Source organism: Flaviaestuariibacter flavus (assembly GCF_004337505.1).
Classification (GTDB): Bacteria; Bacteroidota; Bacteroidia; order Chitinophagales; family Chitinophagaceae; genus Flavisolibacter; species Flavisolibacter flavus.
Genome location: NZ_SJZI01000050.1, coordinates 1 through 15,056, shown reverse-complemented (window position 1 = coordinate 15,056; position 15,056 = coordinate 1). Strand labels below are relative to the sequence as shown.

General features: G+C 57.2%; 10 protein-coding genes and 2 rRNA genes. 6 read left to right on the top strand and 6 right to left on the bottom strand.

Annotation, left to right across the window (positions count from 1 at the left end):
• Positions 1-6: 6 nt before the first annotated feature.
• Entirely contained in the window at positions 7-1,050 is a 1,044-nt protein-coding gene (locus EPD60_RS14090; protein ID WP_131450163.1) for a hypothetical protein, read from the bottom strand.
• 95 nt (positions 1,051-1,145) lie between these two features.
• Between EPD60_RS14090 and EPD60_RS14085 the strand changes: the two genes are divergently transcribed.
• The 4 genes from EPD60_RS14085 to EPD60_RS14070 all read left to right on the top strand — a co-directional run bounded on the left by EPD60_RS14085 (position 1,146) and on the right by EPD60_RS14070 (position 5,880).
• Positions 1,146-1,550, top strand: coding sequence for a DUF5684 domain-containing protein (locus tag EPD60_RS14085; RefSeq protein ID WP_131450162.1), 405 nt, complete (start codon positions 1,146-1,148; stop codon positions 1,548-1,550).
• A gap of 160 nt (positions 1,551-1,710) precedes the next feature.
• Positions 1,711-2,808: a tRNA 2-thiouridine(34) synthase MnmA gene (gene mnmA, locus EPD60_RS14080; protein WP_131450161.1), complete on the top strand. Its 1,098-nt coding sequence runs from the start codon at positions 1,711-1,713 to the stop codon at positions 2,806-2,808.
• Between the two features lie 299 nt (positions 2,809-3,107).
• Positions 3,108-3,869: a hypothetical protein gene (locus EPD60_RS14075; RefSeq protein ID WP_131450160.1), complete on the top strand. Its 762-nt coding sequence runs from the start codon at positions 3,108-3,110 to the stop codon at positions 3,867-3,869.
• 7 nt (positions 3,870-3,876) lie between these two features.
• A complete protein-coding gene (locus EPD60_RS14070; protein ID WP_131450159.1) occupies positions 3,877-5,880 on the top strand; it encodes a S8 family peptidase in 2,004 nt (667 codons plus the stop codon).
• On the opposite strand, the gene EPD60_RS14065 is transcribed toward EPD60_RS14070, so the two are convergent.
• From EPD60_RS14065 to EPD60_RS14055, 3 genes are all read right to left on the bottom strand, one after another.
• Positions 5,875-6,954, bottom strand: coding sequence for an RsmB/NOP family class I SAM-dependent RNA methyltransferase (locus EPD60_RS14065; protein WP_131450158.1), 1,080 nt, complete (start codon positions 6,952-6,954; stop codon positions 5,875-5,877). The genes EPD60_RS14070 and EPD60_RS14065 overlap by 6 nt on opposite strands.
• Positions 6,955-7,021: 67 nt before the next feature.
• Complete coding sequence (gene odhB / locus EPD60_RS14060) at positions 7,022-8,254, bottom strand: 2-oxoglutarate dehydrogenase complex dihydrolipoyllysine-residue succinyltransferase (RefSeq protein ID WP_131450157.1); 1,233 nt, start codon at positions 8,252-8,254, stop codon at positions 7,022-7,024.
• 73 nt (positions 8,255-8,327) lie between these two features.
• Positions 8,328-11,078: a 2-oxoglutarate dehydrogenase E1 component gene (locus EPD60_RS14055; RefSeq protein ID WP_131450156.1), complete on the bottom strand. Its 2,751-nt coding sequence runs from the start codon at positions 11,076-11,078 to the stop codon at positions 8,328-8,330.
• A gap of 207 nt (positions 11,079-11,285) precedes the next feature.
• Here EPD60_RS14055 and rpsT point away from each other — a divergent pair, with 207 nt between their 5' ends.
• Positions 11,286-11,540: a 30S ribosomal protein S20 gene (gene rpsT, locus EPD60_RS14050; RefSeq protein ID WP_131450155.1), complete on the top strand. Its 255-nt coding sequence runs from the start codon at positions 11,286-11,288 to the stop codon at positions 11,538-11,540.
• A gap of 99 nt (positions 11,541-11,639) precedes the next feature.
• On the top strand, positions 11,640-13,376 hold the full coding sequence (locus tag EPD60_RS14045; protein WP_131450154.1) for a M14 family metallopeptidase: 1,737 nt from the start codon (positions 11,640-11,642) through the stop codon (positions 13,374-13,376).
• 234 nt (positions 13,377-13,610) lie between these two features.
• Here the strand turns inward: EPD60_RS14045 and rrf are convergent.
• Both rrf and EPD60_RS14035 read right to left on the bottom strand, forming a co-directional pair.
• Positions 13,611-13,722: ribosomal RNA gene (rrf, locus tag EPD60_RS14040) — 5S ribosomal RNA — on the bottom strand.
• 76 nt (positions 13,723-13,798) lie between these two features.
• A 23S ribosomal RNA gene (locus EPD60_RS14035) occupies positions 13,799-15,056 on the bottom strand; the annotation flags it as partial.

The following is a 15,056-nucleotide window of genomic DNA, read 5'->3' as shown; positions in this document are numbered from 1 at the left end:
AATTCCTTACTGGTATTGAATGTAGATCGGCTTCGGCTTCAGCGCAAGCACCTGCTCACGGGTCATCATTTCCTTCTGGCCCGACTTCTCCACGTCGTTCACGTAGAACAGCTTGAAGCCGGTCCACTGTACGGGCTGCTCGTTGATCCAATAGCGGTAGGTGCCTTTTTTCAGGTCCGGGGGGCCCCAGCCGTCCATATCCATGATCACCTGCAGCTCGGGGCGCAGCTTGATCTTGTCATAATTGGTCACCATGCCTTTGGTGAAGCGGTGCACCATGAACAACTTGGGCGGCAGGTTGTTCTTCCGCACCAGGTTGGCCAGGTAGTCGCCCACCCAGTTGATGTCGCTGGCATCGAGCGTGCCGATGACCGATCCGGGCTTCTTGCCGCCCTTTCCGAGCATGGCGAATTCGGGGTCGATGCCGAGGTGTACGTTGGGCAGCGACAGGTATTTCTCAAACAGCGGGATCTCGTCCTGGAGCGTGCTGAGACCGATCTGCACGTCGATGAACACAAGGGCATTAATCTCCTTGGCCCAGTTCAGGATCGTGTCGATCTGGTGGTGGGGCATCCGGTAGCGGAACTTGCCATCCTTGCCGGGCGCGCCCTGCGCGGTTACAGCGATATAGTGCAGCGAGGGGATCGATTTGATCACGGTATCGGCCTCGTTCCACTTCTTCACCTCGGCCAGCAGGTTGGGGATCATCTGGGCCTTGGGCCATTTGCCGAGGGCACCCATCTTATTTGAATACAGGTTGCCATAGTATGCAACCGGGCGGTAGAAAGGCAGGATAGCGCCGGGAAGCGGGTAAGGCTGTCCTTTCACCGGCCAGCGGCCCGTAGTGTCGCCGTTGGCAACATACTTCATCAGGTAGTTGTAGCGGGCCGTGTCGAGCACAGCGCCGGTGCCCGCGGGCTGCCCGGGCTCGGCCGGTTTCGGCGTGGCGGTGGTCTTCTTTTCAGTGCCCGCAGTGGCGGACTTGGCGTTATCCTGCCCGTTGCACGAGCCCAGCAGCAGGATTCCCAGGATGGCGATCATCAGCTTCATGGCGCGAAGATAACCGTACACAACGCACGCCGCACCGGCCGGGCTGTTACAAAATGCAGAAATCCATTATCTTCCACGTACCAAAACCACTTTTTATGCTGCTTTTCGTCCTATTTATTCTTTCCATAGTCGTGTTCATGTTCGCCGCCTTCTGGCGTGTTTTTCAAAAGGCCGACCAGCCCGGGTGGGCTGCCATCATCCCTTTTTACAACCTGTATATCATGCTTAAGATCGCCGGCAAGCCGGGCTGGTGGCTGGTGCTTCTCCTCATCCCGCTGGTCAACTATGTGTTCCTTATCTGGATGTACAATATGATCGCCAAAAGCTTTGGCAAAGACGAAGGCTTTACGGTAGGCATGGTGCTGCTCGGCTTCGTCTTCTGGCCCATCCTTGGCTTCGGCGATGCCCGCTACCTGGGCCCCTACGGCGACCCCGCCGCCTGGGAACGCTACCGCAACCGCGAAGGCTTCGACTTCGAGCAACACCGCATTGAAGATTAATCTTCATCACAGCAAATACTTTTGAAAGACGGGCTCCAACCCGTCTTTTTTTTGTCCAGCCCCGAAAACCTACCAAAACCTTAAGAACATCCAGAACCCTTAGAACCTTCGTACTTTTGCGCCCTGGCCGGAGCTTTGAACTCCCGGGCAGACCGAAAACATGAGCAAAAAAGGAAAAGTGCTGGTCGCCATGAGCGGCGGCATCGACAGCACCGTAACGGCCCTCATGCTCCACGAGCAGGGCTATGAAGTAGTTGGCATCACCATGAAAACCTGGGACTACACCGCCTCGGGTGGTTCCAAGAAAGAAACCGGGTGCTGCAACCTCGATTCATTCAACGACGCCCGCATGGCCGCGGTGCAGCACGGCTTCCCCCACTATATCCTCGACATCCGCGACGAGTTCGGCTCTTTCGTGGTAGAGAACTTCGTGGATGAGTACCTCGCCGGCCGCACCCCCAACCCCTGCGTGCTGTGCAACACCCACATCAAGTGGCGGGCCCTGCTGAAGCGCGCCGACGCCCTCGACTGCGAGTTCATCGCTACGGGTCACTATGCGTCGATCGGCCATAACGCCGCCAACGACCGCTATTTCATTTCCAAGGGCACCGACGAAACCAAAGACCAGAGCTATGTGCTCTGGGGCCTGCAGCAAGACCTGCTGCGCCGCACCCTCCTGCCGCTGGGCAACTACCGCAAGACCGAGATCCGCCAGATGGCGCACGACTTCGGCTATCCGGAGCTGGCCAAGAAAGCCGAGAGCTACGAGATCTGCTTCGTGCCCGACAACGACTACCGCGGCTTCCTCCGCCGTAAGGTCGACGGGCTCGAGGAGCGCGTTGCCGGTGGCGCCTTCGTTGACAAGGAAGGCAATATCCTCGGGCAACACAAGGGCTATCCCTTTTATACCATCGGCCAGCGCAAGGGCCTCGACATCACCTTCGGCAAGCCCGTGTACGTAACGGCCATCGATCCCGAAACCAATACCGTCACGCTCGGCGAAGAAGGCGACCTCGACAAGGAAGAGATGACGGTCGGAAAGGTTAACTGGGTGAAGTACGACGGCATCGGCGAAGGCATGGAGGCCAGGACCAAGATCCGGTATAAAGACCCCGGCACCTTCTCCGAACTCATCCCCGCCGGCGACGGCGTGCAGGTGCGGTTTTTCGAAAAAGCCAAAGGCATCGCCCCCGGCCAGAGCGCGGTGTTCTACGAGGGCAACGACGTTATTGGCGGCGGAATTATTCAGCGCTATTGACCTACCCCGGCCCATTTCCGGGGCAAAGAGGCGGGTTGAATATCGAATAGCGAACAAGGAATATCGAATATCGAAGCAAAGCGCGGATGCCGAAAGCATCCGCGCTTTGCTTTTGAGGTTCAATCTGCGTAAAGGTTCAAACTGAAATGAATGTGGAACAGCCCCCCTCTCCTACCGGGGAGAGCCTATGGCGCCACAAGCGGGAGGCCGGGGGTGAGGTCTGGGCAGGTATTAGGGATTTTCTCCCTAGCTTTATCTCCCCCGGGTACCCTGGCACCCGTATTGAAAGAAAAAATCTTATGCGAAAAACCCGTCCGTTCCTGCTGGTGTTGTTATTTGGAATGACACTGCTGGCCTGTAAATCCAAAACCGAGGATTTCACTCCCGCCGCCCCGGCGCAATACGTGCAGCTGCAGCCGGGCAAGTTCATCATCTACAGCGTCGACTCAACCATATTTACCAACTCGGGCCGCGACATCGAGCACCGTCGCTACCAGGAGCGCCACGTGGTCGATTCGCTTATCACCGACGGCCTCGGCCGCCCTTCGTGGCGGGTGTACCGCTCGGTGCGCGACTCTGCCGGAACTACTGCCTGGAGCCCGCGCGGCACCTACCTGCTCACCCTTACCGGCAGCACACTTGAAACTTTCGAGGACAACCTCCGCTTTATCTCGCTCGCTTCGCCCCTGCGCCCCGGCGCCTCCTGGAAAGGCGGTCGCTACCTCGGCACCGCCCCCTATAGCGGCGTTTATTCTTATGGAAGCGAGATCAACATCGCCGACTGGGACTTTACCGTTCAGGAAACCGGCGGGAGCGAAAACATCAACGGCACGAATTACAACGATGTGCTTACGATCAATGCCGTCGACGAATCGGTGAACCTGCCCATCACGCCGCAAACCGTTATCGCATCGCGAAGCCTCTACACTACAAAGTGGGCGGCTGGCATCGGTTTGGTATACCAGAACTACATCTTGTGGGAATACCAATTCGCAGGTCCGCCGAATACCCCCTACTATATCGGCTTTGGCGTTGAGCGAAGCATCCTGCAGCACAACTAAGCAAACCATGAAAAAAATCCTGGCACTGGCCGTACTCGTGCTGTCGCTTAGCGACGCCGGCGCGCAAACCCGATACCTGGTGAAGCTGCGCAACAAGGGATTCAACACCTTTTCACTTGCCAACCCCGGGGACTTTCTCTCGCAACGCGCAATCGACCGCCGCACGCGCTACGGCATCGCGCTTGACAGTACCGACCTGCCCGTCACCCAGCGCTATCTCGACAGTATCGCCGCAGTGCCGGGCGTAACGATCCTTAACCCGTCCAAATGGCTCAACCAGGTATCGATCCGCACCACCGACGCCAATGCCATCGCCCGCATTAATGCCTTACCCTTCGTGGTTTCGGTCAACAGTATTTCTTTCCGCATTTCCGGCAACGCCGTCGGCGCTCCGGATAAGCTGGCGCAGCCGGTGCACCGCGGCGCCGCAGCCAATGCCCGCCAGACCCAGGTGCTCGCCGACGCTGTCGACTACGGGCAGTCGGGCGCACAGATCCGCATCCACAACGGCAACTTCCTGCACAACATCGGCCTGCGCGGCGAGGGTATGATCATCGGGATGCTGGATGCCGGCTACAACAATTACCTCAGCGTGCCTTCGCTCGATAGCGTGCGCAGCCGCGGACAGATCCTTGGTATCTACGATTTCGTGGCCCTCGACGGTACGGTGAATGAAGACAATGCCCACGGCATGGAATGCTTCAGCACCATCGCCGCGAACCTGCCCGGCACCTTTGTGGGCAGCGCATTCCGTTCGAACTTTTATCTGTTCCGCACCGAAGACGCCGCTACCGAAACGCCCATCGAGGAACACAACTGGGCCTGCGGCGCCGAACGCATCGACAGCGCAGGCGGCGACGTCATCTCTTCATCGCTGGGCTATTACAGTTTCGACTCACCGTTCCAGGGCTATAATCATCCCTTTTCGGAAATGAACGGCAACACCACCATGACAGTCATCGCCGCCGACCTGGCCGCGAAGAAAGGACTGCTGGTGGCCGCTGCAGCCGGCAATGAAGGCAACAACAGCTGGGGCCGCATCATCACGCCGGCCGACGGCGACTCGGTGATGGCCGTCGGCGCCGTCACTTACAACGGCGTGGCGGCATCCTTTACCTCGCGTGGCCCCTCCGCCGACGGGCAGGTAAAGCCCGACATGGCCTCGGTAGGCGTGGGAACCATTATCCAGTACCCGGGCGGCGCGATCTCGGGCGGCAACGGCACCTCCTTCGCCACCCCCAATCTCGCAGGCCTGGCTACCTGTCTCTGGCAGGGCTTCCGGGAGTTCAACAACATGAAGATCATCGACGCGCTCCGGCAATCGGGCAGCCGCGCCACCAATCCCAACGACTCGATCGGGTTTGGCATTCCGGATGTAAAGAAGGCGCTGATTCACCTCACTGCCGATTATGCCACCGCTACTGCCACCGTCGACCAGGCCTGCAACATCCAGCTCCATTGGGCCAGCAAGGACGTGACCGGGATGCAATACCGCATTGAACGCCAGAACCCGGGTGAGCCGGCCTTTACCACGGTGATGACCATCCCCGCAGGCAACAATGCCGTTTTTGCAAACAGCATCTACACAACCAATTTTGCCCGCGGCACAGGCGCCGCCGGTACCACCACGATCCGCATCCGCCAGGTATTCGACACCGACCCGGCCAGCTATGCGGATGCTGTGATCGAAGAAGTCGCCCTAAGCACCGGCGCGGGGTGCACTGCTACGGCCATCAATACGCCAACACTACCCGAGACCGGTATCCTGCTGCTCCCCAACCCTACCCGCGGCAACTTTGCTGTGCGGGTGCAGCTTCCTTCGGCCACCAACGATCTGCAGGTGCAGGTGACCGACGCATCGGGCAAAGTGATCTACCGCCAGAAGCGCGCGCTGCCGGCGGGGACAAGCCTCATTCCGCTACAGCTGGGCCGCCTGGCTGCAGGCAAGTATTTCGTAACGCTTTATGGAAACGGGCAGCTGCTGGGCACCCGCGAGCTGATTAAACTATAAGCGGAAGAGCGCCGCGTACAGCGTATCGGCATTTTGAACGTAACCTTTGTAATAGCGGGCGTCTACCAACGACAGCCCGCTTTCTTTTTGCAGCAGGGCCACATTGGCTTCATTCTCCGCCGCGAATACCGAACAGGTTATATACAGGAAGTAACCGCCCTTCTTCACCTGTTGCAGCGCGTTCACCGCGATGCGGCGCTGCAGGCTGGCATAGTTCGCGATGCGGTCCTCAGTGAAATACGTAAGTTGCTCCGGTGTGCGGCCCCAGGTGCCCGAGCCCGAACAGGGCGCATCGCAGAGTACAACGTCGAAGGTGTGCGGAAAAGAAAAAGTAGAGGCGCCCACGTCGGCCACAAAAGAGCGGTAACGGGTGATGCCGGCCCGCGCGAAGCGCTTGCGGAGGTTATGCAGTATCGATTCGCGCACATCGGAGGCAGTAAGCTGCACCTTCGGAAAGCGGTCGGCGGCGAGGATCGATTTGCCGCCGGAGGCGGCGCAACAATCCCAGAGCGAAAAGCTTTTTCCCGGATCCAGTATTTCTACAAGTCCGTCGAGCACGCGCTGCGAGCTGCGGTCCTGCACCACGGCGTCAGCATCGATCGCAATCACCTCGTCGATCTTGCTGCCGTTCGGGAGGGCGATGCAGTCGGGCGCGCACTCTGAAAAGCCAATGCCCGCAGCCTCCAGCTTTTGTGTTACTTGTGCCTGCCGACCAGGGCGTGTACGAAGAAAGAGGTCGGGTTGTTCCAGCTGCGCCCGCACAAATGCGACAGCGTCGATCTCGGGTGAGAGATGAGCACGCAGCGGGAAAACGGCCAACAGGTCGTCCGGCAGTGACGCCACACCCGTTTGCACTTCGTGCGCGAAGAGGATCCGTTCTTCCCGGCTGCGGTCGGCCAGCAGGTTGCCGAGCCGGAAATAGCCGTAGCACAACTGCGTCACCATCCGCCGGTCGCGCGAGCCGAATTTCTTTTCCTTTCGGAAGTACTCTTTCAGCCAGCCGGCAAACGGCGTCTTACCATCATAAAGACCCAGGATCGTATTGGCGGAACGGATATAGGCATCAACCTTCATGCGGCAAAGATGCCGAAAATAAAAAGGCTCCCTTGACGGAAGCCTTCAAATCTCGTTCTCTTGTTCTCTACAGCTCCAGCAACGCCTTCAGCGGGTCTTTGCCGAAAAGCAGCAGCTCGGGGTTTTCGAGCAGCTCCTTTACACGCACGAGGAAGGAAACCGACTCGCGGCCGTCGATGATGCGGTGATCGTAGCTGAGCGCCAGGTACATCATCGGGCGCACCACGATCTCGCCGTTGACCACCATCGGGCGCTCCTGGATCTTGTGCATGCCCAGGATGGCCGACTGCGGGATGTTGATGATGGGTGTCGACATGAGTGAGCCAAACACACCGCCGTTTGTGATGGTGAAGGTGCCGCCCTGCATTTCCTCCATGGAGAGTTTGTTGTCGCGCGCCTTGCCGGCAAGCTCCAGCACCTTCTTCTCGATCTCCGCCATGCTGAGGCTTTCCGCGTTACGGATCACCGGCACCACGAGGCCTTTGGGCGCGGAAACCGCGATCGAGATATCGCAATACTGGTGGTAAACGATGGAGTCGCCGTCGATGTATGCATTAACGGCGGGCCACTCCTGCAGGGCAAAGCAAACAGCCTTGGTGAAGAAGGACATAAAGCCCAGGTTCACACCGTGCGACTCTTTGAACTTGTCTTTGTTGGCTGTGCGGATCGCCATGATCTTGCCCATATCCACCTCGTTGAAGGTGGTGAGCATGGCCGTGGTATTTTTTGCTTCCACGAGCCGGCGGCTGACCGTCTTGCGGAGGTTGCTCATTTTCTCGCGCTTCTCCTCGCGGCTGAAGGCGCTGATGCCCGGCTTGCGGCCCGGGTTGGAAAGGGCTTCGAGCACATCCTCCTTCAGGATCTTGCCGTTGTAGCCGCTGGGCTGGATCGATTTGGGATCCACTTTCTTATCGGCGATGATGGCCGATGCAACGGGCGTTGCCTTGACATCATTGGGAACGGAGGTGACCGGGGCGGCCGCAGCGGCCGGCTGCGCGGCAGGCTTGGCCTCCGGCTTCGGAGCTTCTGCCTTCGGAGCCTCTGCGGGAGCACCTTCGGGCTTCGGTGCCGTCTCATCGATCTGCGCCAGCACGTCGCCGATATTCAGCGTGTCGCCTTCCTTGCCTACGGTCTTCAGCACACCGGCCTGCTCTGCGTTTACCTCGAAGGTGGCCTTCTCGCTTTCCAGCTCGGCAATCACCTCGTCGCGGTTTACATAATCCCCGTCCTGCTTCAGCCATTTTACCAGCGTTACTTCATTTATCGACTCGCCTACGGTAGGTACTTTGATCTCGATCATCCCAAATGTGTTTTTTCGATTTATGCTTATTCTATCGAAGTCAGATCTCAGATCCCAGATCTGAGATCTGAGATCATACATTAAATGCAGTCTCAATAATCTCCGCCTGCTCCTGCGCATGCACCTTGCTGTAGCCGCTGGCGGTGGAGGCAGAGGCCTGGCGGCTGATGATGCCGAAGTTGATGGCGTTCAGGTTCATCCGCAGGAAGGCGGCGGCGCCCATATTGAGCGGCTCTTCCTGTACCCAGAACCAGGTGGCTCCGCGGTATTTCGCCTGCAGGGCCTCCAGCTGCTTCACCGGCAGCGGGAAGATCTGCTCAAGGCGCACAATGGCAACGTCCTGGCGGCCGTCTTTCTGCTGGCGGTCGGCGAGGTCGTAATAAACCTTGCCGCTGCAGAACAGCACCTTCTTCACCGAAGAAGCATCGCTGATGTTGCTGTCATCGATCACTTCCTGGAAGCCGCCCTGCGTAAAGGCGCTCACCGGCGAGTAGCTCGCCTGCAGGCGCAGGTTGGCTTTGGGTGAGAAGTTGACCAGCGGCTTGCGGAAGGGCCAGGCCAGCTGGCGGCGCAGCGCATGGAAGAAGTTGGCTGCCGTGGTGATATTGGTGATCACGATATTGTTTTCAGCAGCGAGCTGCAGGAAGCGCTCGAGGCGGGCGCTGGAGTGTTCGGGGCCCTGGCCTTCGTAGCCGTGCGGCAGGAGCATCACCACACCATTCATACGCTGCCACTTGGTTTCGGCACTGGCAACGAACTGGTCGATGATGATCTGCGCGCCGTTGGCAAAGTCGCCGAACTGGGCTTCCCAGAGCACCAGCGTATTAGGCGATGCCAGCGCGTAGCCGTATTCGAAACCGAGCACGGCGTACTCGCTCAGCAGCGAGTTATAGATCCGGAACTGCGCGTTGCTGTTCACGGCACCATTGAGGCGGTTGTATTCCTTGTTGGTGGCTTCGTCGTAGATGACCGCGTGGCGGTGCGAAAACGTTCCGCGCTTCACGTCCTGCCCGCTCATACGCACATCGCGGCCTTCGGCCATGAGGCTCGCATAGGCAAGCAGTTCACCCGTAGCCCAGTCAATTTTCTGCTCGGCTTCAAACAGCTTCACCTTGTCCTGCAGGATCTTTTCCACCTTGCGCAGGGGCTTGAAGTCGGCCGGCCATTTCATCAGGCCGTTGAACAGGTTGCGGAATTGCTCTTCGGAAATCCCGGTTGCCGGCGAGCCGTCGAAATCAGCGCCGGTGGCCTTGCGCAGGCTTTGCCAGTCGAGGTCGGGCTGCTGGTATTTATACGGAAGCGGGTTTTGTTTCACTTCGTCAAGACGCTCCTGGAGATCGCTCCAGAACTTCTGCTCCATCTCTTTGGCAAGCCCCTGGGCATCGGCTTCGCCGTGCTCCATCAGGTATTGCACGTATTGTTCGCGGGGATTGGAGTGCTTGTCGATCAGCGAATAAAGCGCCGGCTGGGTAAACTTCGGATCATCGCCTTCGTTGTGACCATGGCGCCGGTAGCACACCATATCGATAAAGATATCGGAGTTGAACTCCTGGCGGTAGCGGGTGGCAATCTCCATGCATTTCACCACTGCTTCGGCATCGTCGCCGTTGACGTGGAGCACGGGGGCCTGCACGGTAGCCGCGAGGGAAGTGCTGTAGTCGGAGGTGCGCGCGTCGTCGAAGTCGGTGGTAAAGCCGATCTGGTTGTTGATGACGAAGTGCATGGTGCCGCCGGTCTTGTAGCCGCGCAGGTTGCTCATTTGCAGGATCTCGTACACCACGCCCTGGCCGGCCACGGAGGCGTCGCCGTGGATAAGCACGGGCAGCACCCGGTCGAACTCGGAGCCGTACAGCACATCGGCCTTGGCGCGCGAGTAGCCCAGTACCACCGGGTCTACGGCTTCCAGGTGCGAGGGGTTCGGAGTCAGCTTCAGGTGTACCGTTTTGCCCGCGGGCGTCTGGTGCTCCGAAGTGTAGCCGAGGTGGTATTTTACGTCACCGCTGCCCATCGTCTGGTCGGGGATGGCGGTTCCTTCAAATTCGGAAAAGATGTGCTCATAGGTCTTGCCCATGATATTGGCCAGCACGTTGAGGCGGCCACGGTGGGCCATCCCGATCACCACTTCCTGCACGCCTACTTCGGCGCCGGTATTGATCATGGCATCGAGGGCCGCGATAGTGGTCTCGCCGCCTTCAAGCGAAAAGCGCTTCTGGCCGATGTATTTGGTATGGAGGAACTTCTCGAAGATCACGCCCTGGTTCAGCTTCTCCAGGATGCGGCGGCGCTTCTCCAGCGCCAGGGGCTTGTCGATCTCCGTTTCGATCTCCCGTTGCAGCCATTCAAGGCGCTCCGTATTTACGATATACTGGTACTCCACCCCCACATGGTGGCAATACAGCTTTTCGAGGCGATCGATGATCTGCTGCAGGGTAGCACCGGGAAGCCCGATGAACTGGCCGGCGGCAAAGCTCTGGCTCTTATCGGCATCGGAAAGGCCGAAATACTTAAGCTCCAGGTTGGCGCCGCGGTCTTTCCGCTCACGGATCGGGTTGGTCCTGGCCACCAGGTGGCCTTTCTTGCGATAGGCCAGGATGAGGTTGTAAACGGCAAACTCCTTCACCAGCGCATCGGCGCTAACCGGCGCGCCGCTGACGGTGGCCGAGGATGCGCCGTTGGTGCTCACACCCTGGCTGAGGGCAAAATCAAAACCTTCGAAAAATTTACGGTATTCCGGGTCTACGCCCTCGGGGTTTTGAACGAAATCTTGGTAGAGGCTCTCTATATAGGCAGGATGTGAGTTCGTGACAAACGAGAAATCCTTCATGAAAAGGGATTTAGAGATTTTTTTGGGTAGGCAAATATACCGTTGTAACCGTTACACGGGCAAAATCAAAGCGGCGGGCAGCGGCAACGATTGCGGAACAGCAAAGCATCGGCGGGCCTGGCGGAAAGCTCATTAACAAAAAAATCAGACATCAGAAATCAGACATCAGACATTTTCCTTACCTTTGCTCTCCGAAATTAAAAGAACATGGCTAATCATAAGGCAACAAAGAAAGATGTGCGTCAGTCCGCCAAGCGTCGCGAGCGCAACCGTTATTATGGAAAAACCACCCGTAATGCCATCCGCGACCTGAAAGAGCTGACCGACAAGACTGCTGCCGGCGAAAAAGCGCCTTCGGTGATCGCAATGATCGACAAACTGGCTAAGCGTGGTGTTATCCACAAGAACAAAGCCAGCAACCTGAAGAGCAAGCTCGCCAAGCGCATCAACGCCGCCGCTTAATTACTGCTTCTTCATAAAAAGCTTTTGAGCCCCCGACTATGTCGTGGGGCTTTTTTGTATGCAGATATGCCGCCTCCGGTAAGGCGCTTATATTAGCGCATGCATAAACGGATCTTACCCTGGCTCCTGCTCGCATCCCTGCACGGGGCTGCCCAGAAGCAGGCCTTCCCGACGTACTTTGAACAACATGCGGGCAATGGCACTCCGCCCTATTCTGAAACTATAAGCTGGTGGCAGCAGCTGGCGAAAGCCTCGCCCCTGCTGCGTATCCGCGAAATGGGCAGCACCGATGCCGGTGCGCCGCTCCACCTAGTGCTGGTTTCGCGCGACCGGGACTTCGACCCCGCGTCGATCCATGCCAAAGGGAAAACCATTTTGTTTGTCAACAACGGCATCCACCCGGGTGAGCCCGACGGCATTGACGCCTCTATGCTGCTTGTGCGCGATATCGTGCAGGGCAAGCGGCAGTTGCCGGCCAACGTGGTGCTGGCCATCATCCCGGTGTATAATATCGACGGGGCGCTTAACCGATCGGCCAGCTGGCGGGTGGACCAGAACGGCCCGCTGGAGAAAGGCGCGCGTGGCAACGGTCAAAACCTCGACCTGAACCGCGATTTCATCAAGGCCGACAGCCGCAATGCGCTTTCCTTTACCCGGATCTTCCGCTACCTGGATGCAGATGTTTTTCTCGATAACCATGTGAGCAACGGCGCCGACTACCAGCACGTAATGACCCTGCTGACTACGCAGCACAACAAGCTGGGCGGGGCCATGGGCGATTATCTCAATAAGACCTTTGAGCCGGCGCTTTACCCGATGATGAAAGCAAAGGGCTTCGACCTGGTGCCTTACGTCAACCATTTCGGCGAAACACCCGACAAAGGATGGCCGGAATTCTTCGACTCACCGCGTTACTCGAGCGGATATACCACCCTCTGGAACACTTTCGGCTTCGTACCCGAAACGCATATGCTGAAGCCCTACCCGCAGCGGGTGGCGGCCACCCGTGCGCTGATGGAATGTTTTATCGACTACCTGGCGGCACATGGCGCCGAAATACGCTCCTTACGTACAGCCACCCTCACCCGCCAGTATGCAGCAACTGCCCTTCCCATTGCCTGGAAGTGGGACCGAAACCAGAAGACCGAGATCACCTTCAAAGGATATGAGGCAGCTTATAAGCCGAGTACCGTCTCCGGCCTGCAGCGGCTTTACTACGATAAAAGCAAACCCTATGAGAAAAAGATCCCTTTTTATAATACGTACCGCGATACGCTGTCGGTGAGCATACCGGAAGCCTATATCATTCTGCAAGGCTGGTGGAAAGTGACCGACCGCCTACAGGCGAATGGCATTTCAATGCGCCGCCTGGGACACGACACCGCCATTACAGTGGAAGCCTACCGGATTGAAAGCTATAATGCCGCTCCGCGCCCGTACGAAGGACACCATGTAAACAGTGGTACCCAGGTGAGCAGGCGAACGGTCCAACAAAGCTTCCGGAAGGGCGACTGGTATATCCCGACGCATCAGCCGGGACTTCGCTTCCTGGTGGAAACACTGGAGCCGCAGGCCGAAGACAGTTATTTCTCCTGGAATTTCTTCGACCCGATACTCGGGCAGAAGGAAGGTTTTTCTGATTATGTATTCGAAGAAACAGCGACCCGTTTCCTGGCGGAACACCCGGAGGTGAAGGCTGCGCTCGAGGAGCGCCGCGGGCGCGACACGGCATTTGCGAAAAATGCCTTTGCCCAGCTCGAGTTCGTGTATAAGCGTTCACCTTATTACGAGCCGGGTCATATGGTGTACCCGGTGTTCCGGGTTCCGAAAAAGTAAGTGAAGGCCATAAGGTATATAGTAAGAGCGCCCTGGCGGCGCTCTTACTATATCTCCATTAGGTGGGCCCGGCAGCTGTCCGGAATAGCTTGCGCCTTTTTATCCTGTTTTCGAGATCCATCAATGCCCTCGCCTATGTTTTAGCCTTTATCAGTTGTGTGTGTGGGAGGTGTGCGTGTGCGGGTATAAATGCAAAAAAGCCTCGGATCTTTCGATCGAGGCTTTTTTTAATAAATATGGCAGCTACCTACTCTCCCGCATTGTGGTGCAGTACCATCGGCCATGAGGGGCTTAACTTCTCTGTTCGGGATGGGAAGAGGTGAACACCCTCGGCAAAACCACCATAATAAGGTGATGATTACGAGTAATCAACAATAAGGTGACATATTGGAATCGTTGTTAAAACGAGGAGTAAATAAATAAAAATTAAAGCGTACGGGCAATTAGTACTACTCGGCTTTGCTGTCACCAGCTTTACACCTGTAGCCTATCAACGTCATCGTCTCTGACGACCCTTAAAAGTAAACTCATCTTGAGGAAGGTTTCACGCTTAGATGCTTTCAGCGTTTATCCTGTCCGTACATAGCTACTCTGCGCTGCACCTGGCGGCACAACAGATACACCAGCGGTACGTACGACCCGGTCCTCTCGTACTAAGGTCATGTCCTCTCAATTTACTTGCGCCCACCACAGATAGGGACCGAACTGTCTTGCGACGTTCTGAACCCAGTTCACGTGCCACTTTAATCGGCGAACAGCCGAACCCTTGGGACCTTCTCCAGCCCCAGGATGTGACGAACCGACATCGAGGTGCCAAACCTCCCCGTCGATATGAGCTCTTGGGGGAGATCAGCCTGTTATCCCCGGAGTACCTTTTATCCTTTGAGCGATGGCCCTTCCATACAGAACCACCGGATCACTTCAGCCGGCTTTCGCCCCTGCTCGACGCGTCTGTCTCACAGTCAAGCTCCCTTATACTGATGCGCTCTACGTACGATTACCAACCGTACTGAGGGAACCTTTGCAAGCCTCCGTTACTTTTTAGGAGGCGACCACCCCAGTCAAACTACCCACCATGCACTGTTTCCCGTAAGGGATTAGACTCTAAACAAACGAAGGTTGGTATTTCAACGATGACTCCATGACCCCTGGCGAGGCCACTTCACAGTCTCCCAACTATCCTACACATCGGTTGTTCAAAATCAATGCAAAGTTGTAGTGAAGGTTCACGGGGTCTTTCCGTCCCGTGGCGGGTAACCGGCATCTTCACCGATACTACAATTTCACCGGGCTCGTGGAGGAGACAGTGTTCAACTCATTAGACCATTCGTGCAGGTCGGAACTTACCCGACAAGGAATTTCGCTACCTTAGGACCGTTATAGTTACGGCCGCCGTTTACTGGGGCTTCAGTCAGAAGCTTTGGGTTACCCCGAACATCCTTCCTTAACCTTCCAGCACCGGGCAGGTATCAGGCCCTATACGTCATCTTGCGATTTTGCAGAGCCCTGTGTTTTTGTTAAACAGTTGGTTGAACCATTTTACTGTGCCCTACCGAAGTAGGGACGCTTTATCCCGAAGTTACAGCGTCAATTTGCCTAGTTCCTTCTCCACGGCTCACCCGAGCGCCTGAGAATATTCTTCCCGTCTACCTGTGTCGGTTTGCGGTACGGGCCGCATTA

Coding starts and splice junctions, on each gene's coding strand:
- mnmA (WP_131450161.1), top strand. CDS start 1,711: ATGAGCAAAAAAGGAAAAGTGCTGGTCGCCATGAGCGGCGGCATCGAC.
- EPD60_RS14045 (WP_131450154.1), top strand. CDS start 11,640: ATGCATAAACGGATCTTACCCTGGCTCCTGCTCGCATCCCTGCACGGG.
- EPD60_RS14075 (WP_131450160.1), top strand. CDS start 3,108: ATGCGAAAAACCCGTCCGTTCCTGCTGGTGTTGTTATTTGGAATGACA.
- EPD60_RS14055 (WP_131450156.1), bottom strand. CDS start 11,078: ATGAAGGATTTCTCGTTTGTCACGAACTCACATCCTGCCTATATAGAG.
- EPD60_RS14070 (WP_131450159.1), top strand. CDS start 3,877: ATGAAAAAAATCCTGGCACTGGCCGTACTCGTGCTGTCGCTTAGCGAC.
- rpsT (WP_131450155.1), top strand. CDS start 11,286: ATGGCTAATCATAAGGCAACAAAGAAAGATGTGCGTCAGTCCGCCAAG.
- EPD60_RS14090 (WP_131450163.1), bottom strand. CDS start 1,050: ATGAAGCTGATGATCGCCATCCTGGGAATCCTGCTGCTGGGCTCGTGC.
- odhB (WP_131450157.1), bottom strand. CDS start 8,254: ATGATCGAGATCAAAGTACCTACCGTAGGCGAGTCGATAAATGAAGTA.
- EPD60_RS14065 (WP_131450158.1), bottom strand. CDS start 6,954: ATGAAGGTTGATGCCTATATCCGTTCCGCCAATACGATCCTGGGTCTT.
- EPD60_RS14085 (WP_131450162.1), top strand. CDS start 1,146: ATGCTGCTTTTCGTCCTATTTATTCTTTCCATAGTCGTGTTCATGTTC.